The sequence below is a fragment of the Pseudomonas sp. PL-6 genome (assembly GCF_054110165.1).
On the sequence record NZ_CM134189.1, the window covers coordinates 1,287,972 to 1,309,661 of the forward strand.

At 68.2% G+C, this 21,690-nt stretch carries 21 protein-coding genes; 12 read left to right on the top strand and 9 right to left on the bottom strand.

The annotated features are described in order from the left end of the window. Window positions 1-16: 16 nt before the first annotated feature. Entirely contained in the window at window positions 17-742 is a 726-nt protein-coding gene (gene minC, locus ACW9UL_RS05830; RefSeq protein ID WP_457789458.1) for a septum site-determining protein MinC, read from the bottom strand. Window positions 743-893: 151 nt separating this feature from the next. On the opposite strand from minC, the gene ACW9UL_RS05835 reads away from it, so the two are divergent. Together ACW9UL_RS05835 and ACW9UL_RS05840 are read left to right on the top strand one after the other, a co-directional pair. Beyond that, on the top strand, window positions 894-1,826 hold the full coding sequence (locus tag ACW9UL_RS05835; RefSeq protein WP_457789460.1) for a lipid A biosynthesis lauroyl acyltransferase: 933 nt from the start codon (window positions 894-896) through the stop codon (window positions 1,824-1,826). Between the two features lie 37 nt (window positions 1,827-1,863). Further along, entirely contained in the window at window positions 1,864-3,045 is a 1,182-nt protein-coding gene (locus ACW9UL_RS05840; RefSeq protein WP_457789462.1) for a patatin-like phospholipase family protein, read from the top strand. A 12-nt stretch (window positions 3,046-3,057) separates the two neighbouring features. Here the strand turns inward: ACW9UL_RS05840 and ACW9UL_RS05845 are convergent, their stop codons facing one another. From ACW9UL_RS05845 to ACW9UL_RS05870, 6 genes are all read right to left on the bottom strand, one after another. Then, on the bottom strand, window positions 3,058-3,912 hold the full coding sequence (locus ACW9UL_RS05845; protein ID WP_457789464.1) for a pirin family protein: 855 nt from the start codon (window positions 3,910-3,912) through the stop codon (window positions 3,058-3,060). Window positions 3,913-4,014: 102 nt separating this feature from the next. Then, window positions 4,015-4,458, bottom strand: a complete 444-nt coding sequence (locus ACW9UL_RS05850) for a MerR family DNA-binding protein (protein WP_457789466.1) — start codon at window positions 4,456-4,458, stop codon at window positions 4,015-4,017. A gap of 91 nt (window positions 4,459-4,549) precedes the next feature. Next, the gene (locus tag ACW9UL_RS05855; protein WP_021443875.1) at window positions 4,550-5,317 is read right to left on the bottom strand and encodes an MlaA family lipoprotein; all 768 of its coding nucleotides are present in this window, start codon (window positions 5,315-5,317) and stop codon (window positions 4,550-4,552) included. Beyond that, window positions 5,310-6,608, bottom strand: coding sequence for a lipid asymmetry maintenance lipase MlaY (mlaY, locus tag ACW9UL_RS05860; protein ID WP_457789468.1), 1,299 nt, complete (start codon window positions 6,606-6,608; stop codon window positions 5,310-5,312). The genes ACW9UL_RS05855 and mlaY overlap by 8 nt, the downstream gene beginning before the upstream one ends. Window positions 6,609-6,696: 88 nt before the next feature. Then, complete coding sequence (locus tag ACW9UL_RS05865; protein ID WP_021443873.1) at window positions 6,697-7,185, bottom strand: GNAT family N-acetyltransferase; 489 nt, start codon at window positions 7,183-7,185, stop codon at window positions 6,697-6,699. A gap of 63 nt (window positions 7,186-7,248) precedes the next feature. After that, a complete protein-coding gene (locus tag ACW9UL_RS05870) occupies window positions 7,249-7,470 on the bottom strand; it encodes a DUF2061 domain-containing protein (RefSeq protein ID WP_397496292.1) in 222 nt (73 codons plus the stop codon). A gap of 252 nt (window positions 7,471-7,722) precedes the next feature. On the opposite strand from ACW9UL_RS05870, the gene ACW9UL_RS05875 reads away from it, so the two are divergent. The 10 genes from ACW9UL_RS05875 to ACW9UL_RS05920 all read left to right on the top strand — a co-directional run bounded on the left by ACW9UL_RS05875 (window position 7,723) and on the right by ACW9UL_RS05920 (window position 17,471). Then, window positions 7,723-8,091, top strand: coding sequence for a DUF2784 domain-containing protein (locus ACW9UL_RS05875; RefSeq protein WP_457789470.1), 369 nt, complete (start codon window positions 7,723-7,725; stop codon window positions 8,089-8,091). Window positions 8,092-8,198: 107 nt separating this feature from the next. Next, window positions 8,199-9,011: an SDR family oxidoreductase gene (locus tag ACW9UL_RS05880; protein WP_021443870.1), complete on the top strand. Its 813-nt coding sequence runs from the start codon at window positions 8,199-8,201 to the stop codon at window positions 9,009-9,011. A gap of 100 nt (window positions 9,012-9,111) precedes the next feature. Next, on the top strand, window positions 9,112-10,302 hold the full coding sequence (locus tag ACW9UL_RS05885) for an MFS transporter (RefSeq protein WP_457789472.1): 1,191 nt from the start codon (window positions 9,112-9,114) through the stop codon (window positions 10,300-10,302). A gap of 74 nt (window positions 10,303-10,376) precedes the next feature. Further along, window positions 10,377-10,805 carry a hypothetical protein gene (locus tag ACW9UL_RS05890; protein ID WP_021444565.1) on the top strand — a complete coding sequence of 143 codons (429 nt, stop codon included), beginning with the start codon at window positions 10,377-10,379 and terminating at the stop codon, window positions 10,803-10,805. A gap of 10 nt (window positions 10,806-10,815) precedes the next feature. Beyond that, the gene (locus ACW9UL_RS05895) at window positions 10,816-11,148 is read left to right on the top strand and encodes a YnfA family protein (protein WP_021444564.1); all 333 of its coding nucleotides are present in this window, start codon (window positions 10,816-10,818) and stop codon (window positions 11,146-11,148) included. A 180-nt stretch (window positions 11,149-11,328) separates the two neighbouring features. Next, on the top strand, window positions 11,329-12,642 hold the full coding sequence (locus ACW9UL_RS05900; RefSeq protein WP_021444563.1) for an OprO/OprP family phosphate-selective porin: 1,314 nt from the start codon (window positions 11,329-11,331) through the stop codon (window positions 12,640-12,642). Between the two features lie 156 nt (window positions 12,643-12,798). After that, the gene (locus ACW9UL_RS05905) at window positions 12,799-13,923 is read left to right on the top strand and encodes a GNAT family N-acetyltransferase (protein WP_397496295.1); all 1,125 of its coding nucleotides are present in this window, start codon (window positions 12,799-12,801) and stop codon (window positions 13,921-13,923) included. A 464-nt stretch (window positions 13,924-14,387) separates the two neighbouring features. Next, window positions 14,388-15,872, top strand: a complete 1,485-nt coding sequence (putP, locus tag ACW9UL_RS05910) for a sodium/proline symporter PutP (RefSeq protein ID WP_122107565.1) — start codon at window positions 14,388-14,390, stop codon at window positions 15,870-15,872. Window positions 15,873-16,050: 178 nt separating this feature from the next. After that, entirely contained in the window at window positions 16,051-17,181 is a 1,131-nt protein-coding gene (locus ACW9UL_RS05915; RefSeq protein ID WP_457789475.1) for a redoxin domain-containing protein, read from the top strand. Window positions 17,182-17,252: 71 nt separating this feature from the next. After that, complete coding sequence (locus ACW9UL_RS05920) at window positions 17,253-17,471, top strand: VF530 family protein (protein ID WP_397485715.1); 219 nt, start codon at window positions 17,253-17,255, stop codon at window positions 17,469-17,471. Between the two features lie 89 nt (window positions 17,472-17,560). Here the strand turns inward: ACW9UL_RS05920 and ACW9UL_RS05925 are convergent, their stop codons facing one another. Together ACW9UL_RS05925 and ACW9UL_RS05930 are read right to left on the bottom strand one after the other, a co-directional pair. Beyond that, window positions 17,561-18,445 carry an alpha/beta hydrolase gene (locus ACW9UL_RS05925; RefSeq protein ID WP_457789477.1) on the bottom strand — a complete coding sequence of 295 codons (885 nt, stop codon included), beginning with the start codon at window positions 18,443-18,445 and terminating at the stop codon, window positions 17,561-17,563. 93 nt (window positions 18,446-18,538) lie between these two features. Next, window positions 18,539-21,637, bottom strand: coding sequence for a transglycosylase domain-containing protein (locus tag ACW9UL_RS05930; protein WP_457789479.1), 3,099 nt, complete (start codon window positions 21,635-21,637; stop codon window positions 18,539-18,541). Window positions 21,638-21,690: the final 53 nt, after the last annotated feature.

Here is a 21,690-nt window from a genome sequence, read left to right on the forward strand (position 1 = left end):
TTGGCCGCAGTATCCGTTAAAGGCGGGTGATGTTCAACACGTCACCCGACAGGCTGACATGCACCGCATCGCCCCACAGCGGGTCGCGGCGCAGGTCTTCGGCGACCTTGTAATGACCGGCGATCGACAGCATTTCGGCGCCCATTTGCTGACAGAAAATCCGTGCCTTGCCGTTGCCCTTGACGCCGGCCAGGGCGCGGCCGCGCATGGGCGCGTAAACATGGATGTTGCCGTCGGCGAGAAGTTCCGCCCCGGCGCTGACCGGGGCCAGGACGATCAGGTCGCCGCCCTGGGCGTAGACCTGCTGGCCGCCGCGCACCGGGCTGGTGATGATCTTGCTCGGCCTGTGTTCGGGTTCGGCCGGCTTCTCGACCTTCTTCGGTGCCGGGTCGAGCGGTCGTTCGCGCGCGCCGGAGGGCGGCAGCACCGGCAGATCCATGGCCTCGGCGGCGGCGATATCGGCCGCGCGGCTGGCGCGGATGGCCAGGGTGCGCAGGCCGTGGCGGCGGCAGACGGCCATCAGCTCGGCCAGGTCCAGTTCGCCTTCGCCGTCCGGCAGTTTGTCCAGGGCCAGCACCAGCGGGGTGTTGCTGAAGAAGGCCGGGGCCTGGGCGACCTTTTCCGCCAGTTGCGCGTCGAGGCGGGCCAGGTCGTTGTGCGCCAGCTCCATCACGGTGATGGCGAGCATGCTGCCCTTGAGCTGGAACACGGGGTCTTGGGCGAGGAGATCGGCTTGGCTCATGGGAGGGCGATGGGCCTTGTGGCGAGTCGGAAAGTTGCCCGGACTTATAGCGACTCGAGCTGCAAGCCGCAAGCCGCCGACACCCTGGCTTCCGAGTCGGCGGGAAAACTGCGTTAGAATGCGCGGCTTTGCTCGTGCTCGGAAACCTTTCATGGATCGCCCACGCTTTCGCGCCTATTTCCTTCATCCGCGCTTCTGGCCGCTGTGGCTCGGCCTGGGCCTGCTGTGGCTGGTGGTGCAGTTGCCCTACGCGCTGCTGCTGCGGTTCGGGCGCGCGCTGGGCTGGCTGATGTACCGCACGGCCGGCTCGCGCCGGCGCATCGCCGCGCGCAACCTGGAGCTGTGCTTCCCGCAGCTGAGCGCCGCCGAGCGCGAACGTCTGCTCAAGGAGAACTTCGCCTCCACCGGCATCGCCTTCTTCGAGATGGCCATGAGCTGGTGGTGGCCCAAGGCGCGCCTGGCGCCGCTGGCGCACATCGAGGGGCTGGAGCACCTCAAGCAGGCGCAGGCCGAAGGCCAGGGCGCGATCCTGATGGCCGTGCACTTCACCACCCTGGAGATAGGCGCCGCGCTGCTCGGTCAGCACCACACCATCGACGGCATGTACCGCGAGCACAAGAATCCGCTGTTCGACTTCATCCAGCGCCGTGGCCGCGAGCGGCACAACCTCGACGCCAGCGCCATCGAGCGCGAGGACATCCGCGCCATGCTCAAGGTGCTGCGCGCGGGCCGCGCCATCTGGTACGCGCCGGACCAGGACTACGGGCGCAAGCAGAGCATCTTCGTGCCGCTGTTCGGCATCCCCGCGGCCACCGTCACCGCCACCAGCAAGTTCGCCCGCCTGGGCAAGGCGCGGGTGATTCCCTTCACCCAGCAGCGCCTGGCCGACGGCAGCGGCTACCGCCTGGTCATCCACCCGCCGCTGGCGGACTTCCCCGGCGACAGCGAGGAGGCCGACTGCCTGCGCATCAACCAGTGGATCGAGCAGGTGGTCAGCGCCTGCCCCGAGCAGTACCTGTGGGCGCACCGGCGCTTCAAGACCCGCCCCGAGGGCGAGGCCAGGCTGTACGGGAAGCGCAAGTAGCTCGCCTATACTCGAATAAACCCCAGGATCTGCCCCGATGACCGTCATTGCCCGCCCCCACGAGCCTGTCACCGGGCTGATCCTCTCCGGCGGCGGGGCGCGGGCGGCCTATCAGGTCGGCGTGCTGGCGGCCATCGCCGACCTGCTGCCGGATGCCGCGCACAACCCCTTTCCGGTGATAGTCGGCACCTCGGCCGGCGCGGTGAACGCGGTCGGCCTGGCCTGCGGGGCGCTGCATTTCAGCGAGGCGGTGCGACGCCTGACCGCGGTGTGGCAGGGTTTTCACACCCATATGGTGTACCGCAGCGACTGGCCGGGGGTGCTGCGCCAGGCGGCGCGCTTCGTCGGCCACAGCCTGCTCGGCCTGGGTCGCGAGGTGCCGGTGGCGCTGCTCGACAGCTCGCCGCTGCGCGAGCTGCTGGCGCGCGAGCTGGATTTCTCCGGCATCGCCGCGGCGGTGCGCCATCGCCAGCTGCGCGCCGTGGCGGTGACCGCCTTCGGCTACGAGAGCGGCCAGGCGGTGACCTTCTACCAGGGCCGCGCCACCATCGACCCCTGGTTCCGCCACCGCCGCGTCGGCGTGCCGACCCGCCTGCAGCTGGAACACCTGCTGGCCAGCGCCTCGATCCCGCTGATCTTCCCGCCGGTGAAGATCAACCGCGAGTATTTCGGCGACGGCGCGGTGCGCCAGTCGGCGCCGATCAGCCCGGCGCTGCACCTGGGCGCTAGCCGCGTGCTGGTGATCGGGGTCAGCGGCAACGCCCAGCTCGAGCCCAGTCAGCCGGCGCCGCGCCCGCTCAGCAATCGCCCGCCGAGCCTGGCGCAGATCGGCGGCCATCTGCTCAACAGCACCTTTATCGACAGCCTGGAAAGCGATATCGAGCTGCTCGACCGGCTCAACCAGTTGAGCGGCCTGGTGCCGACGGAGCATCGCCCGCGCGGCCTGGGCCTAAACCCGGTGGACGTGCTGGTGATCGCCCCGAGCCGGCCGCTAGATCAGATCGCCGCGCGCCACCAGCGCGAGCTGCCGCGGGCGCTGCGCCTGTTCCTGCGCGGGCCGGGGGCGACCAAGGCGGGCGGCGCCGGGGTGCTCAGCTACCTGCTGTTCGAGCCCGGCTACTGCAGCGAGCTGATCGAGCTGGGCTACCAGGACGCCATGGCGCGCAAGGCCGACCTGTGCGCCTTTCTCGGCCTGGCCGAGGTGGCGCAGCCGGCCTGACACTGCGCCGGATCAGGCCAGCACGCCGTCGCGGAAATCGCGCAGGGCCTGCTCGATCTCCTCGCGGCTGTTCATCACGAACGGGCCGTACTGCACGATGGGCTCGTGCAGCGGCGTGCCGGCGATCAGCAGCACCCGTGCGCCCTGGGCGCTGGCCAGATGCAATTCACCCGCGTCGGACAGCCGCACCAGGCGTCCGGCGCTGACGGGTTGCGCGCTGGCCTCGGGCAGTTCGAGCAAGCCTTGGTAGACGTACAGCATCACCCGCTGGCCGTCGGCCAGGCGCGGGGCGATCCGGCTGCCGGGCGGCAGGTGCAGGTCGAACAGCTGCGGCTGGGTGTGCGGGCGCTGCACGGCGCCGGCCTGGCGGTGCTGGCCGTCGTCGAACTGGCCGGCGATCACCACCACCTCGACACCGCCTGCCGTGGTCAGGCGCGGAATCTCCTCGGCCGGAATATCGCGGTAGCCGGGGTCGCCCAGTTTGTCCCTGGCCGGCAGGTTGAGCCACAGCTGGAAACCGCGCATGGCGCCGGACTCCTGTTCGGGCATCTCGCTGTGGACGATGCCGCGCGCAGCGGTCATCCACTGTACGCCGCCCGTGCCGAGCAGGCCGACGTTGCCCAAGTGGTCCTCATGGCGCATGCGCCCTTCGAGCATATAGGTGATGGTCTCGAAGCCGCGGTGCGGGTGCGGCGGGAAGCCGGCGATGTAGTCGTCCGGGTCGCTGCTGGAGAACTCGTCGAGCATCAGGAAGGGATCGAAGCGCTCCAGGCCCGGGCCACCGATCACCCGGTTGAGGCGCACGCCGGCGCCGTCCGAGGCCGGCTGGCCGGGTTGGATGCTGAGGATGCGGCGGGCTTGGATCATGGTGTGGACTCCGTCGGTCGAGGCGATGGAGACCATGCTACGCCGATCTTGTCGATCAAATGTCGCAAGTTTTGCGGGCTATTGATCGATCTGTTCGATGTTTCAGTGGGCGGGGCAGGGGCTGGCCGGGCGGCTTTCGCCGGGCAGTTCGAAATCCTCGATCAGCTGGCAGATGGCCTGGCCGTCGGCCGCGCATTGCGGCCGCGCGGCCCAGTCGGCGAGGGCGCGCTGCATCACTCCGGCCAGGCGCCGGCATTCGGCGATATGCGCCTCGAGCGCGTGCAGGCGCTCGCCGAGCAGTTCGCGCACCTCGGCGCAGGGCTCGGCACCGCTGTCGGCGCGGGCGAGGATGGCCTGCACGTCCTTGAGGCTGAAGCCCAGGCGGCGGGCGCGGGCGATAAAGCGCAGGCGCTTGAGGTCCTCGGCGGCGTAGAGCTGGTAGCCGTTGTGCGGATCGCGCCGCGGTTTGAGCAGGCCGAGGTCGGTGTAGTGGCGCACGGTATCGCCGCTGACGGCGGCGGCCTTGGCCAGTTGGGCGACGCGCATGCTGCACTCCTTCTGCTGGCGAGAGGCCGTCAGCTTAAAACCGCGGGGCGGCCCCGCGGTCAATGGGTTTATCCCGCTGCTCGGCGGCCAGTCATTCGGCAATCTTCAGCTTGCGCGACTCGTGATAGAAGTAGCGCAGCTTCTCGTACTCGAACGGCGAGTTGAGCTGGCCGTAGCGGAAGCTGGTGTGCGCCCGCTCGTCCACCGCGCGCAGCGCCGTGATGCCGGGGTTGCGGCTGCTGGCGTCGGCCACGTCGAGGTAATTGACCGCGCTTTCCAGGCTGTAGTCCGCCACCAGCCCGCCGGTGTCGCGCAGGTTGGAGGGGCCGAGCAGCGGCAGCATCAGGTAGGGGCCGGCCGGCATGCCGTAGTGGCCGAGGGTCTGGCCGAAGTCTTCGCGCAGCCTGGGTAGGCCCATCCGGCTGGCCGGGTCCCAGATGCCGCCGATGCCGAGGATGGTGTTGAACAGCAGCCGCGCGGTGCTGTTCATCGCCCGCTGGCCCTTGAGCTGCAGCAGGCTGTTGGCCAGGGTCGGCACTTCGCCGAGGTTGCTGAAGAAGTTGTGGATGCCGCTTTCCACCAGGTTCGGGGTGACGTAGCGGTAGCCGTCCACCAGCGGCAGGAACACCCACTGATCGAAGCGGTAGTTGAAGTGGTAGACGCGGCGGTTCCACGACTCCAGCGGGTCGTACACCTGCAGGGCGTCGTTGGAGGCGCGTTCGAACTCCTGCTGATCCAGCCCCGGGTTGAAACGCAGGTGCTGCAGCGGGTTGGTGAAGCCGTCGGGGTCGGCGTGGTGTTCGGCCAAGGCCGGCCCGCTGCCCAGCAGCAGGGCGATCAGAATCCAGTGCTTAGCCACGGAAGAACTCCAGCATGGCGTCGCTGTTGACGCGGTAGTTGAGGTTGCCGCAGTGCCCGCCGCGCGGGTACAGGGTCAGGCGCTCGCCGAAGGCGCGGCGCAGGAAGCCGATGTCGCCGGGGCCGAGGATCAGATCGTCGGCGTTGTGCATCACCGCCACCTTGTCGCTGCCCTTGAGGTAGTCCTCCAGCGCGTAGAGGCTGGCCGCATCGATCAGCTGGTTGAGGCTGCCGCCGTCGTAGCGGGCGCGCCACATCGGCACCAGCTGTTCGGCGATGTAGCAGTCGAAGTCGCAGCGCAGCGCCAGCTGGAAGAAGGGGGTGAGGCTGGTGCCCTCGCTGATGCGATAGCCCTGCGGGGTGATCAGGCCGCGGCGGTTGAGCAGGTCCGAGCTGAACACTATGTCGGCGGCGGCGAAGCGGAATACCGTGCCGATGAGCATGGCCATCTGCTCGTCGGAGAGCTTCTCCTTGGACTGCTGGAAGTCGTAGAGCATGGCCTCGTTGATATCCAGGTAACCCTTCTCGTTGAAGTAGCGGGTCAGCTTGCCGAGCACCAGGTCGTAGAAGTTGGTGCTGTTGTCGATGCCCTCGACCTGGGTCTGCACCAGGCGGTCGAGGTTGGTGATCGAGGTGTAGAGGTTGACCGGCGGGTTGAGCAGCAGCACGCGCTTGAAGTCGAAGGCGCGGCGGGTTTCGTCGAGCTGGCTGACGAAGGCGGCGTGCAGGCCGCCGAGGCTGTAGCCGGTGAGGTGGAACTCGCTGACCTCGAGCTTGGGGTGCTGGGCGCGCACCACCTGCATGGCGCGGTACAGGTCGTCGGCATCGTCCGGGGTGTAGCCCGGGGTGGCGAAGCGCGAGGCGGCGGCCATGAAGTCGTAGCTGGTCGGCGACGACAGCTGCACCACATGGAAGCCGGCGCCGTAGAACAGCTTCTTCAGGTATTCCGGGGTGCCGCTGGAATAGTGCGCACCGGTGCCGGCGATGATGAAGATCAGCGGCGCACGGCCCTTCTGCTGGGCCAGGCGGTACTGCAGCTTGGTCACCGGCCAGAAGTTCTCCAGCAGCTCGAACTCGCGATCCGGACGGATGCGCACGGCGTAGTCGCGCTGGTCGATGGCGTCGTCGGCGGGCAACGCCGGGCGCAGCTGCGGCGGGGTGGTGGCGATGGTCGCCTCGAACGGGTTGGCCAGCGGAAAGCCGTAGCTTTCGGCGTCCACGTCCGCCGCTGCGGCGGACGCACAGAAGACCAGGCCGCCGAGCAGGGCGGCGAGTCGGGCAAGGCTGGGCATGTGGCAAGTCCCTTTTAAGAAGAGAACGTCTCGATTGAACAGCCCGCTTATGACAGCAATAGTTGGGGCAAAGTGCCAGAACCGCGGTTTATCGAGGCTGTCCGGCCAGCGCGTCCAGCGCCTCGCCGGTCAGCCGGTAGACGGTCCAGTCGTCCTGCGGCGTGGCCCCCAGGCCCTCGTAGAAGCCGATGGCCGGCGTGTTCCAGTCCAGCACCGACCACTCCAGGCGGCCGCAGCCGCGATTCACCGCCAGGCGTGCCAGCTCGGCCAGCAGCGCCTTGCCGAGGCCGGCGCCGCGGGCGGCGGGACGCACGTAGAGGTCTTCCAGGTACAGCCCGGGACGGCCGAGGAAGGTGGAATAGTTGTGGAAGAACAGGGCGAAGCCTGCGGCCTCGCCGTCCACCTCGCCGATCAGCACTTCGGCGAAGGGGCGCGGGCCGAACAGGTGTTCGGTCATCTGCAGCGGATCGGCGACCACCTGGTGGCTGAGCCGTTCGTACTCGGCCAGTTCCTGGATGAAGTCGAGAATCAGCGAAATATCGGCGGGTTGCGCGGGGCGCAGGCTCAGCTTGGACATGGCGGCTCCTTGTGGATGCTGCCGAGTATGCCGCGGGTGCCCAGGGCTCTGGCAAGTCGCCGATCAGACGTGGTGATGCAGCCAGGCATGCCTGGGAATGGCCGACTCGCGCTTCTTCGCCTCCAGGCGCGCCCAGACCTTCTCGTGGAAGTAGAAGCCCACCGAGTTGCACAGCGGCTCGACCGCCGCCACCAGGCCGCTGACCGCGATGCTGCCGGTCAGCGCGTAGGCCACGCCGAAGGCGATGCAGAAGTGCATGATGGTGAAGGTCAGGGTCTTGAGCATGCTGCACCTCGATGAGAATCGTTTCGCGTCGAGAGCAAGGCTAGTCTCCCTGTGCAGCCTGGGGAAATACGGGCTGTGCATGGCTTCGATAGTCGAAGTGCATGAGCGGGATTCTCTGGAGAGCTTTGCTCTATTTATCTTGCGGCGCCGCGCCCTGCCAAAGAGGCGCGCGCCATTGACAGGAGGTTGTTGCATGCCGGTCCGCGATCGCCCTGGCTCCACCACGGCGCCGCCGCCGCGGGTGGTGAACTGATGCTGCTGCGCCTGGCCGCCGATGCGCTGGTGCTGCTGCACCTGGCCTTTATCCTCTTCGTGCTGGGCGGCGGCCTGTTGCTGCTGCGTTGGCCGCGCCTGGTCTGGCTGCACCTGCCGGCAGTGGCCTGGGGCGCGGTGGTGGAGTTGTGCCACCTGCTGTGCCCGCTGACGCCCTGGGAGAACCAGTTGCGCCGCGCGGCGGGGCAGGCCGGTTACGACGGCGGCTTCGTCGAACACTACCTGATCCCGCTGATCTATCCGGCCGGACTGACGTCGCAGATCCAGCTGTGGCTCGGCGCACTGGTGCTGCTGGTCAACGGCGCGGTGTACGGCTGGCTGCTGTGGCGCTGGAGACGCAGGCCGTAGCGCCGATTTGCCCTGCCTATTCATAATCCTGATGAAGGGCTGGCGGCACTATTTCCTTCGCTACACTGCCAGCCATTCCAACCGGACATTGAAAAGGCAGGCCCGCTATGCAAAACCGCATGATGATTACTGGCGCCGGTTCCGGCCTGGGGCGCGAGATCGCCCTGCGCTGGGCGCGCGATGGCTGGCGTCTGGCCCTGGCCGACGTCAACGAGGCCGGCCTGGCCGAGACCCTCAAGCTGGTGCGCGAGGCCGGCGGCGACGGTTTCACCCGCCGCTGCGACGTGCGCGACTACAGCCAGCTGACCGCGTTGGCGCAGGCCTGCGAAGAGCAGTTCGGCGGCATCGACATCATCGTCAACAACGCCGGGGTGGCGTCCGGCGGCTTCTTCAGCGAGCTGTCGCTGGAGGACTGGGACTGGCAGATCGCGATCAACCTGATGGGCGTGGTCAAGGGCTGCAAGGCCTTCCTGCCGTTGCTGGAGCAGAGCAAGGGCAAGATCGTCAACATCGCCTCGATGGCGGCGCTGATGCAGGGGCCGGCGATGAGCAACTACAACGTGGCCAAGGCCGGCGTCGTGGCGCTGTCGGAAAGCCTGCTGATCGAGCTGCGTCAGCAGGAGATCGGCGTGCACGTGGTCTGCCCGTCGTTCTTCCAGACCAACCTGCTGGACTCCTTCCGCGGTCCGACCCCGGCGATGAAGGCGCAGGTCGGCAAGCTGCTGGAAAGCTCGCCGATCAGTGCGGCGGATATCGCCGAGTACATCCACGCCGAGCTGGCCAAGGGCAGCTTCATGATCCTGCCGCACGAGATGGGCCGCATGGCCTGGGCGCTCAAGCAGAAGAACCCGCAGGCGCTCTACGACGAGATGGCCAACATGGCCGACAAGATGCGCGGCAAGGCCAAGCCGGCGGGTTGACCGAAAGGTCAGTTAATTGCCGCTGCAGGCTTGCCCGAGCGGGCCTGCGGGGGTAGGGTGGCCGATCCGGCCTGCCTGCCGTTCTGACCTTGGATAATCCGTGAAACCAGTCCCTCGGGCCCTGCTGCTGGTGGCCCTGGTGCTGGCGGCGATCAACCTGCGCCCCGGCATCACCTCCCTAGCCCCGCTGATCGAGCGGATCGCCGCCGAGCTGTCGCTGAGCCGCAGCTTCATCAGCCTGACCACCGCGCTGCCGGTGCTGTGCATGGGCCTGCTCGCCCCGCTGGCGCCGCGCCTGGCGCTGCGCTGGGGGCTGGAGCGCACCATCGTGTTGTGCATGGCACTGATCGCCCTGGCCCTGCTGGCGCGTCTGGCGGCGCACCAGAGCGCGGTGCTGATCGCCAGCGCCATCGCCCTCGGCGCCGCCATCGCGGTGGCCGGGCCGCTGCTGTCGGGTTTCATCAAGCGCTATTTCGCCGGGCAGATGGGCCGTGTGGTGGGCTGGTATTCCCTCGGCATGGCCATCGGCGGCGCCGGGGGGGGGGGGGGGGCCATTGGCGGCACCGCCGGCGCGGTGCTCACCGCGCCGGCCACCGCGCTGTTCGGCGATGCCTGGCACCTCGGCCTGGCGGTCTGGGCGCTGCCGGCGCTGCTCGGCGTGCTGCTCTGGCTGTGCCTGCCCAACCAGCTCGGCGCCGGCGAAGCGCAGGAGGGCGGCCTGCCCTGGCGGCAGCCGCGCGCCTGGCTGATCAGCTGTTTCTTCGCCCTGCAGGCCGGGCTGTTCTATGCCCTGGCCACCTGGGTGGTGGCGCGCTACCACGAGGCCGGGCTGAGCCTGCTGCGCAGCAACTCGCTGCTCAGCCTCTCGATGCTGATGGGCCTGCCCAGCTCCTTCCTGCTGCCCTGGCTGGCGCAGCGCTTCGATGCCCGCTACCCGCTGCTGCTGGCCTGCGGCGCGCTGAGCAGCCTGTGCCTGGCGATGATCAGCTTTGCCCCGAGCGTGGTCCCCGAGCTCTGGGCGGTGCTGATCGGCTTCGGTCTCGGCGGCTCCTTCGCCCTGTCGCTGGTGCTGCCGCTGTACGAGGCCGGCTCGCCGCTGGCGGTCAGCCGCTGGACCGCGATGATGCTGTTCACCGGCTACGGCCTGGCCTGCATGACGCCGATTCTCACCGGCCTGGCGCGCGACCTGTCCGGCAGTTACCGTCTGCCGTTCGCCGCGCTCACCGGCCTGGCCCTGCTGATGACGCTGATCGCCTGGCTGCTCGGGCGCAGCCAGCGGCGCCAGCGGTGAAGAATTCGCGCCAGTTCCTTTCTTGCCCGCCGGGGCTGTGTTAGAAGGCGGTCTGTTTTTCCTGGAGTGCCGGTGTGGAGTCCGAATCCATCGTCTATGGCTGCATCCGCGACTGGCCCTCGGATGACCCCGAGCTGCGTCGCCTGCGCCGCGAAACCAACCACGGCGTGCTGGCCGAACTGCCGGCCGGCGACCTCTGGCCCTTCCTCGGGCGCGAGATGTTCTCCTTCTGCGAGCAGCCCGGCGCCGGCCTGTACCAGACCCAGGTGATCCACTTCGGCGCCAGCTACGGCGCGGTGGAGTACGAGTGGAACCTGTGGATCGAGGCCTTCGAGGCGCTGCTCAAGCGCCTGTACTGGGCCAATGCGGTGGTGCACCTGGAAACCGAGCTCAATGGCGTGCACACCTTCCGCTGGGAATCCGACAGCGGCTTTCACAGCCCCCAGGAGGGCGCCCTGCGCGTGCGTTGCGCCTGGGAACGCGAAGGCATGCTGCGCGGCTGAGGAGGCGAACGTGCTCAACTACCTGTGGTTCCTGCTCGCCGCGCTGCTGGAGATCGCCGGCTGCTACGCCTTCTGGATGTGGCTGCGGCTCGACCGCAGCGCCTGGTGGATAGTGCCCGGGCTGCTCAGCCTGGCGCTGTTCGCGCTGATCCTGACGCGGGTCGAGGCGGCGTTCGCCGGGCGTGCCTACGCCGCCTACGGCGGGGTCTATATAGTCGCTTCGCTGGCCTGGCTGGCGCTGGTCGAGAAGACCCGGCCGCTGGCCAGCGACTGGCTGGGCGCGGCGCTGTGCCTGGCGGGCGCCGCCATCATCCTGTTCGGGCCGCGCGTCGCGCCGTCCTGAACCGCGGGCCAGAGCGCTGCACTGCTTATAGAAAATCGAAGTAAAAAAGTTCCGCTGTCATGAAATCTTTATATATCGGCAACTGAGCTGAAATAACCCCTCGCCAAGATTCCCCCCAGCACGAACGAGCCCAGCGCTCGGGTGTTTTCAACACTAAAAGTCCAACAGGGGAATTTCTCGATGATCCGTAAGCACTTCGCCGGTTTCGCAGCCAGCGCCCTGGCCCTGGCCGTTTCCGCCCAGGCTTTCGCCGGCACCGTCACCACCGACGGCGCCGATATCGTGATCAAGACCAAAGGTGGCCTGGAAGTAGCGACTACCGACAAGGAGTTCAGCTTCAAGCTCGGCGGCCGCTTGCAGGCCGACTATGGCACTTTCGACGGTTTCTACACCCGCAACGGCAACAACGCCGACGCCGCCTACTTCCGTCGTGCCTTCCTGGAGCTCAGTGGCACCGTCTACAAGGACTGGAAGTATGTGCTGAGCTACGACCTCGCCCACAACGCCGGCAACAGCGACGACGGCTACTTCGACGAGGCGTCGATTGCTTACACCGGCTTCAACCCGGTCAACCTGCGCTTTGGTCGCTTCGATCCGGACTTCGGTCTGGAGAAGGCCACCAGCTCCAAGTGGATCACCGCCATCGAGCGTTCCGCCATCTATGAAATCGCCGACTGGGTCAACGGCCACGAGAACGGCATGGGCGTGCAGGCCAGCTCGGTTCTGGGCAACATGGCCTTCCTGTCCGGTGGCGTCAGCGCCAAGGACAGCAACGACACCGACGGCGAGAGCGTCAAACAGTTCAACGTGCGCGGCGTGTTCGCGCCGATGGCCGAGGCCGGCAATGTCCTGCACCTGGGTCTGAACTACGCCAACCGCGGTCTCGACGATGTCGCCGCAGACGGCCGTATCCGTCCGCGTCTGACCGTGCGGGGCGTGTCCACCAACGGCGGCAACGACGCCGGTACCAACGGCAACCGCGCCACCTTTGGCGGCTTCCAGGGCGTGGCTGGAGACTTCGACAACGACGCGGCCTGGGGTGCCGAACTGGCCTACGCCATGGGGCCGTTCTCGGCTCAGGCCGAATACCTGGCGCGCAAGCTGAAGGCCGACCGTGCCGGTATTGAAGACGTCGAAGCCAACGGTTACTACGCTCAGCTGGCCTACACCCTGACCGGCGAATCGCGCGGCTACAAGCTCGATGGCGCGAAGTTCGACAGCATCAAGCCGGAGAACAAGCAGCTCGGCGCCTGGGAAGTCTTCTACCGCTACGACAACATCAAGGTCGAAGACGACAACGTCACCGTGGCCACCGCCACCCGCGAAGTGGGCGACACCAAGGCCAAGCTGCACACCGTAGGCGTCAACTGGTACGTCAACGACGTGGTCAAGGTAGCCGCCAACTACGTCAAGGCCGAGACCGACAAGATCACCAACAACGTGGGTGACGACGACGGCGACGCTTTCGTGATGCGCATGCAGTACGCGTTCTGATTCAACGCCGACTCTGCTCCTGTTTGAGCCCCGCCTGATGGCGGGGCTTTTTTATTGCTCGCCACCCCTGGCGGCCATCCGGCGGGCCGGTGCCAGGCGAGGTTAAAAATGGCGCCCGGGCTTTTTTTCGCCCACGGCACAGGCCAGACTGCGCCCATGCCGATCATGACCCTGCACCGACTTGCCGATCTGGATCCAGCCAGCTGGGACGCCCTGCTGGCCGACGCCCAGCCCTTTCTGCGTCACGCCTTTCTCGGTGCCCTGGAAGACAGCGCCAGCGTCGGCGGGCGCAGCGGCTGGCAGCCGGCGCACCGGCTGTGGCTGGACCGGCGCGGCACGCTGCGCGCCGCCATGCCGGTCTACCTCAAGCAGCATTCCTACGGCGAGTACGTGTTCGATCACGCCTGGGCCGACGCCTGCCGCCGCGCCGGCATCGGCTATTACCCCAAGCTGCTCGGCGCGGTGCCCTTCTCCCCGGTCGGCGGCGCGCGCCTGCTCGGCGATCCGCAGGCCGCCGGGCAACTGCTCGACGCCCTGGCCGCTGGCCTGCCCGAGGAGGGCCTGTCGAGCCTGCACATCAACTTCACCGCACCGGCCTGCGACGCCCTGCTGCAGGGCCGCGCCGGCTGGCTGGAACGCCTCGGCTGCCAGTTCCACTGGACGAACCGCGGTTACCGCGACTTCCAGGACTTTCTCGACGCGCTGAGTTCGCGCAAACGCAAGCAGCTGCGCAAGGAGCGCGAGCAGGTGGCGGGGCAGGGCATCGACTTCGACTGGCGCCAGGGCGGCGAGCTGAGCGAGGCGGACTGGGACTTCGTCTACCAGTGCTACGCCAACACCTACCAGGTGCGCGGCCAGGCGCCGTACCTGACGCGCGCCTTCTTCAGCCTGCTGGCCGAACGCATGCCCGACGCCATCCGCGTGGTGCTGGCGCGCCAGCGCTCGCGTCCGGTGGCCATGGCCTTCAGCCTGCTCGGCGGCGGCTCGCTCTACGGCCGCTACTGGGGCTGCCTGGCCGAGTTCGACCGGCTGCATTTCGAGACCTGCTTCTACCAGGGCATGCAGCTGGCCATCGACCAGGGCCTGGCCCGTTTCGATGCCGGCGCGCAGGGCGAGCACAAGCTGATCCGCGGTTTCGAGCCGGTGATCACTCGCTCCTGGCATTACCTCTGCCATCCCGGCCTGCGCGCCGCGGTGGCGGATTTCCTCGCCCAGGAACGCCCCGGCGTGCTGGCCTATGCCGAGGACGCGCGGCGCTACCTGCCCTATCGCCAGGGCTGAGGGCGGTGGCGCTGGCCGGCTCGAACGGCCGTTCGCCGGAAGTTCCCCGGGCTGGAGCTTTCTGTAAAAACTCCAGAGCTTTTTGCAAGAAGCCCGCGCCGCTCTGCCACTAAATTCCGCCCTTCACTTTTCGTCACGACCGTTTTCCGGCCGCGCCCATTGGTCAGACCAGCGATGCTGAGCTAGACCGATAACAGCGGCCAGCACGGTGGTGGCGCGATTCGGTGGCCGCAGGCGTCAGCCAGGGAGGTCAGGGAGGGTGCCCAGGCACTTGCCGATGCAGTGACGATGCGGTGGAGATCCCACAGCGCCGGTTTCTGCCCTTGCCTGTGCCCGCCAATGCGCCGGTGCGACGAGTGACAGAGAGCGGAGCCCGGCACTCGCCACGAGCGGGTGCGTTTTGCCAATCAGGGCATGGGCGGTCGCCGATGCCCGATAACAACAAACGAGAGGGGAGCCCCCCAATGACAGCTAGTACTCCAATGCTCGTCACCTTCGTGGTGTACATCGCAGCCATGGTGCTGATCGGCCTGGTCGCCTATCTGCGCACCAAGAACCTTTCCGACTACATCCTCGGCGGCCGCAGCCTCGGCAGTTTCGTTACCGCGCTGTCCGCCGGTGCCTCCGACATGAGCGGCTGGCTGCTGATGGGCCTGCCGGGCGCCATCTTCATCGCCGGTATCTCGGAAAGCTGGATTGCCATCGGCCTGGTCATCGGTGCCTACCTCAACTGGCTGTTCGTCGCCGGCCGTCTGCGCGTGCAGACCGAGCACAACGGCAACGCCCTGACCCTGCCGGACTACTTCACCAACCGCTTCGAAGACAACAGCCGCATCCTGCGCATCTTCTCCGCCGTGGTGATCCTGGTGTTCTTCACCATCTACTGCGCCTCCGGCGTGGTCGCCGGTGCCCGTCTGTTCGAGAGCACCTTCGGCATGAGCTACGAGACCGCACTGTGGGCCGGCGCCGCCGCCACCATCGCCTACACCTTCATCGGCGGCTTCCTCGCGGTGAGCTGGACCGACACCGTGCAGGCCACGCTGATGATCTTCGCCCTGATCCTCACCCCGATCGTGGTGCTGATCGCCACCGGCGGCGCCGATGCGACCTTCGCCGCCATCGAGCTGAACGACGCCACCAACTTCGACATGCTCAAGGGCGCCACCTTCGTCGGCGTGATCTCGCTGATGGCCTGGGGTCTGGGCTACTTCGGCCAGCCGCACATCCTGGCGCGCTTCATGGCCGCCGAGTCGGTGAAGGCCATTCCGGCCGCGCGCCGCATCTCCATGACCTGGATGATCCTGACCCTGGCCGGTGCCGTGGCCGTCGGCTTCTTCGGCATCGCCTACTTCGCCGCCCACCCGGAACTGGCCGGCCCGGTCGCCGAGAACCCGGAGCGGGTGTTCATCGAGCTGTCCAAGCTGCTGTTCAACCCCTGGATCGCCGGCATCCTGCTGTCCGCCATCCTCGCCGCGGTGATGAGCACCCTGAGCTGCCAGCTGCTGGTGTGCTCCAGCGCCCTGACCGAGGACTTCTACAAGGCCTTCCTGCGCAAAGGCGCCTCGCAGACCGAACTGGTCTGGGTCGGCCGCGCCATGGTGCTGCTGGTGGCGTTGATCGCCATCTGGCTGGCCGCCAACCCGGAAAACCGCGTCCTGGGCCTGGTGTCCTACGCCTGGGCCGGCTTCGGTGCCGCCTTCGGCCCGGTGGTGATCCTCTCCCTGGTGTGGAAAGGCATGACCCGTAACGGCGCCCTGGCCGGCATGCTGGTCGGTGCCACCACGGTGATCGTGTGGAAGAACTGGATCGGTCTGGGCCTGTACGAGATCATCCCGGGCTTCATCCTCGCCACCCTGGCGATCCTGATCTTCAGCCGCATCGGCAACGGCCCGAGTAAGGCGATGCTGCAGCGCTTCGACGAAGCGGAGAAGGAATACCAGTCGGTCTGATCCCCTGGCAGTGACGACACAGGCGGTGGTTGCCTCGGCAACCACCGCCTTTTTTATGCCTGTACAACAGCTCGGCAGATGACGCCCGGCCATCGTTCCTGCCGCCGACTGGCTATGCTTAGGCCTGAGTTCCCTATGACAGGGGCCGCTTTCCTTCAGTCGCGCGGAGGGCGCGGACATGGCCAACGGTTTACTCGGCGTCGGCGAGGCCGCGCCCTGGTTCGTCTGTCCCACGCAGAGCCGGCAGCGCTTCGTGTTCGACACGGTCGGCGGGCGCTACATCCTGCTGTGCTTCTTCGCCTCGGCCGCCGAGCCCGCCAGCCAGGCGCTGCTGGCCGGGCTGAATGAGCAGCGCCAGCGCTTCGACGACCTCAACCTGGCCTTCTTCGGCGTCTCCGTGGATGCCGACGACGCGCGCCTGCAGCGCGTCGCCGAGTCGCTGCCGGGGGTGCGCTACTTCTGGGACTTCGACCGCCAGGTCAGCCGCCTGTACGGCGCCTGCCGCGAGGACGGCCGCTACCAGCGCGTCAGCTACGTGCTCGACCCCATGCTGCGGGTGCTGGCGGTGCTGCCCTTCGCCGGCGAGGTGGCGGCGCACCTGCAGGCGCTGACACAGGTGCTGGACAGCCTGCCGCAGATCGGCGCGCCCTGCCGCGCGGCGTTCCAGGCACCGGTGCTGGTGCTGCCGCGGATCTTCGAGCCGAGCCTGTGCCGCGAGCTGATGGACTACTACCGGGCGCGCGGCGGCGAGCCGTCCGGCTACATGCAGGAGATCGACGGCAAGACCGTGCAGGTGATCGGCCAGACGCACAAGAGTCGGCGCGACTGCCTGGTGGAGGACGAGACGTTGCGCGCGGCCTGTCGCCAGCGCATCCACCAGCGCCTGGTGCCGCAGATCGAGCGCGCCTTCCAGTTCAAGGTCTCACGCATGGAGCGCTACCTGATCGGCTGCTACGACGCCGAGGAAGAGGGGCACTTCCGCCCTCACCGCGACAACACCACCAAGGGCACGGCGCATCGCCGCTTCGCCGTCTCGCTGTTTCTCAACAGCGGCGAGTACGAGGGCGGCTGGTTGCGCTTTCCCGAGTTCGGCGCGGCGCTGTACAGCGCGCCGCCGGGCGGCGCCGTGGTGTTCGCCTGTTCGCTGCTGCACGAGGCGCTGCCGGTGACCCGCGGGCGGCGCTTCATGTTCCTGCCGTTTCTCTACGACGAGGCGGCCAAGCAGATCCGCGAGGCCAACCTGGGCTTTCTCGAGGAGGGTGTGCGCGCCGCCGACGCGCCGGGCGAGCAACCGGCGGCGAGTGGTTAGCAGGCTTTCGCCGGCGGCCGCCTTTGGCTAAGGTGGCGGCCCCGATTCCCCGACCCCGCACAGGCTGCCCCATGACCGCGAAAGACCCGCTCCACGGCCTCACCCTGCAGGCCATCCTCAGCGCCCTGGTGGAGCGCCTGGGCTGGGACGGCCTGGCCCGGCACATCGATATCCGCTGCTTCAAGCACGAACCGAGCCTCAAATCGAGCCTGGCCTTCCTGCGCAAGACGCCCTGGGCGCGGGCCAAGGTCGAGGCGCTCTATCTGCAGCAGTTCAAGGATCGGGCCTAGGCGCGCGCCACTCCCTGTCTCCGATCCGGATTGCATCCGGGCGACGTGCTGGCGCTGTGCAAGAACAGCTGTGAATCCCAGGCCGCTGCCTAGTTCAAACCCAGCCCCAGCGCCTGCAGGGCCTGGCGGTAGCTGCTGCCGGCCATGCGCAGGCCGTTGTTGTGGTTGGCGCCATCGATCAGCAGCAGCTGCTTGGGCTCGCTCGCCGCGGCGTACAGCGCCTCGCTGAAGCGCGCGGGGATGAAACGGTCGTCGCGGCCGTGGGCGATCAGCACCGGCATCCCCACCTCGGCGATCTTGCTCAGCGAGTCGAACTCCTGCGACAGCAGCCAGTGCACCGGCAGGCGCGTGCGGGTCACCGCGGCGGCGACATCCGCCAGGTTGGTGAAGCTGGATTCGACGATCAGCCCGCCGGCCTGCGCCGTTGCGTCCGCCTCGGCCAGCTCGCGGGCCAGGTGGATCGCCACCGCGCCGCCGAGGGAATGGCCGTAGATCAGGCGTTTGGCCGGCTCCGGCTGCAGCCTGGTCAGATGCTGCCAGGCGATGCGCGCGTCCTGGTAGACGCTGCGCTCGGAGGGCAGCTGGCCGCGGCTCTGGCCGAAGCCGCGGTAGTCGACGGCCAGCACGGCAAAGCCCATGGCGTGCAGCTGTTCGATGCGAAACAGCTGGCCGGTGAGGTTCCAGCGCGAGCCGTGCAGGTACAGCAGGGTCGGCGCATCGGCGCGCGCGGCCGGCCACCACCAGGCGTGCAGGCTTTCCTCGGCCGTCAGCTGCGGCGACTGCAGCTGCACCTCCTCGATGCCGGCGGGCAGGCCGCTGAACCAGCGCGCGGTGCCCGGCTCGATGCGAAACACCAGCTCGCGCTCGGTCTGCTCCAGCTTGGCGCAGCCGATCGGCAGCAGCACCAGCAGGCAGGCCAGGGTGAACAGGCTCAGGCGCCGGCGGCGCAACAGGGCGATCCAGGATGGGGGCATGGCGGCTCCAGGCAAAGGTCCTAGGCTAAACGGACACGGCAGCCATAGACTGCTCGTTCGTCGCCCGGGTGCCTTCGCGCTGGTTACCGGGTGTTACCGCCAGCTGATCTGCGGCGCGCTCTGCGGCGCCTGGCACAGGGTGGCGCTGCCCGGTTCCAGGTAGGGCGCGAGGATCGGCGCCATGCCCTTGAGCACCTGCACCGGCAGCGCCGAGGTGAAGGTGAATTTCTCCGCCTCGCGGCCGGGGACGAAGGCGGTAAGGGTGCCGTAGTGACGCGGGCCGAGGAAGAACACGAAGGTGGCGGTGCGGTTCATCGCCCGCGAGCTGAGCACCCGACCGCCGGCGCCGACGCTCTCGATGCGGTTGTCGCCGGTGCCGGTCTTGCCGCCGAGGGTCAGGCTGCGCCCGTCCTGCAGCAGGAAGCTGCCCTGCAGACGCCGCGCGGTGCCACCCTCGACCACCTGCGACAGCGCGCCGCGCAGCGCCGCGGCGACTTCCGAGGACATCACCCGCTTGGCGCCGCGGGTATTGCGCTCGACGCGCGTCTCGTAGGGGGTGGCGGCGGCGAAGTGCAGTTCCTCGATGCGCAGCACCGGCTGGCGGATGCCGTCGTTCTGGATGATGCCCATCAGCTCGGCCAGCGCCGCCGGGCGGTCGCCGGAGCTGCCGATGGCGGTGGCCAGTGACGGCACCAGATGGGCGAAGGGGTAGCCGAGGTTCTGCCAGCGCCGGTGGATGTCGGAGAAGGCCTCCACCTCCAGCATGATGCGGATGCGGCTGTCGCGGGCGCTCTTGTGCCGGCTGCGGAACAGCCAGCCGTAGACCTCCTGGCGCTCGTCGACGCTGGCGGCGACGGCGTCGCCGAAGCCGGCCTGCGGGTTCTCGATGAGAAAGCCCAGCAGCCACAGCTCCAGCGGGTGCACCCGGGCGATGTAGCCCTGGTCCGGCAGGCTGTAGGCGTCGGGGCCGTAGTCCAGGTAGAGGCGGGCGATGCGCTGGTCGGTCAGTTTTTCCTGCGGTACCTGGGCACGCAGGAAGGCGGCGAAGGTGGCCTCGTCGGCCTGCGGCATCAGGTAGCGGTGCACCGCGGCCAGGCGGACCGAGGTCTGCCGCAGGCCGCTGAGGAAGGTTTCCAGGCGCTGCTGCTCCGCCTGGCCCTGGTACTTGCGCCAGAAGCGCAGGAGAAAGGTGCGCCCCTCGCGGTCGGCGAAGCTGCGCAGATATTCCTCGCGGCGCGGATCCTTGTCGTCCTTGAGCAGCTCGGCGCTGCTCTGGTAGGTGCTGTAGCGCACCAGGTCGCGCATCAGGCGGATGAACGGCAGGTTGATCGACTCGCGCAGGGACTCGCGCAGGGTCGGGATGCGGCCGTTGTCCTCGCGGCGGAAGTTGCCGAAGGTGTGCAGGCCGCCGCCGGTGAAGAAGCGTTCGTGTGGGCTGGCGGAGTATTTGCGCTCCAGCGCCGCGTCGAGCATGGCCGGCAGGCTGGCGCCGGTGTTGCCGCGCAGGTAGTCGATCGCCCAGCGGCTGAGGTTGTCCTGTGGGGCTATGTCCAGCGCGCGCAGCTCCTCGACGCTCTTGCCGGCATGCCGCTGGTGCAGCTCGGCGATCATCTCCAGGTAGGTGGCCAGCACCCGCAGCTTGGCGGTGGAGCCCAGCTCCAGCTTGCTGCCCTCGTTGATGTCGAATGGCTGGTCGGTGCTGTCGGTCTGCACCCGCACCCGGCTGCCGGTGGCGGTGCGCTCGAACAGGGTGAAGCTGTAGCGCACCTCGGCGGTCTTTTCCGGCGACAGCAGGCGTTCGCCGAACAGGCCGATCTGCCCGGCGAATTCCGGCTCGGCCAGGCGCTGCAGGTAGGCGCTGGCCTGCTGCTGCAGGTCGCGCTGCAGGGTGCTGCGGGCGGCCAGGTCGAGGCGGTCGAGGTCGTACAGCGGCATGCCCAGCAGGTTGGACAGGCGCGAGCGGGCCACGCTGATGCCCTTGTCGCTCTCCACCGGACGCAGGTTGGGTTCCAGCTGCCAGTCACGGTAGCGCAGTTTCTGCGCCAGGGCGGCGTCGCGCAGGGCGCCGTCGATCAGCCCGCCGCCGGCCAGCAGGCGGATATGGCTGTCGGTCAGCGCCTCCATCTCCTTGCGGCCCTGGGCCAGGTAATAGGATGGGCGGCGCTGGGCGATCATCAGCGACAGCACCTGGCGCAGCGCCAGACCGCGTTCGGCCAGGCTGGCCTCGGGGGTACGGGCCGGGTCGAGCAGGGCGTTGCTGCGCTCGAAATCGGCGCCGTACCAGATGCGCAGGCCGTCGGCCAGGCCGTGCACCTCGCCGTGCCCCGGCGCGGCGGACAGTGGCACGCTGTTGAGGTAGTCGCGCACGATGTTCCGCCGCGCCTCCAGGGTCTGCGGGCCCTGCTGATAGGCGCGCACGCTGGCGGAAATCATCTGCCGCAGCTTTTCCCCGGCCGACAGGGTCAGGCCGTCGGGCGAGTGGCGGTATTTCTCCAGCTGGGTGGCCAGGGTGCTGCCGCCGGCGGACTGATCCTGCACGTCGAGCAGCTTGCCCAGCTGCGACAGCGCCGCCATGGCGAAGCGCGGCCAGTCCACCGCCGGGTTGGCCAGCGGCTGCTCGCTGTCGAGCAGGTGACGGTTCTCGATGAACAGCAGGCTGCCCACCACCAGCGGCGGGATGGCGGCGAAGTCGGCATAGCCCTGCTGTGGGTAGCGGAACTGGTAGAACGGCGTGCCGCGGCAGTCGGCGATGCTCAGGCCGCTCTGGCTCTTCTCGACGAACGGCGGGAAGAAGCCGCGGTGGCTATAGGCCATCAGCGCCGGGGAGAAACGCGCCTGCTCGCTGATCAGGAAATCGCGCTGCTGCAGGCGCTCGAGCATCAGCGGCAGGTAGGCGTAGCCCTGGCGCTTGTCGAACGGCCCGTCGCTCGGGTAGACGATGGCCGGGCTCGGCCCGGGCTCGACGCGATAATTCAGGCTGGCGGCGTAGCGGCTCAATTCGCGGGCCTGGAAGTGCGCACTGCGCAACTCGAAGGCGAGCAGGGCGGCGGCGAGCAGCAACAGCAGCGGCACCAGCAGGTAGGGCAGCAGGCGCCAGCGCCGCGACGGCGGACCCGGCGTCGGCTCGGTCGCCGCGATAGCGTCCGACGCAAGGTCGCGCTGCTGAGGATCGGATTGCCATAATGCGCCCATAATCCACCGGCCTGGCCTGTCAGCTCACGGAAATCCCCCGGGTGAGCGCCGCC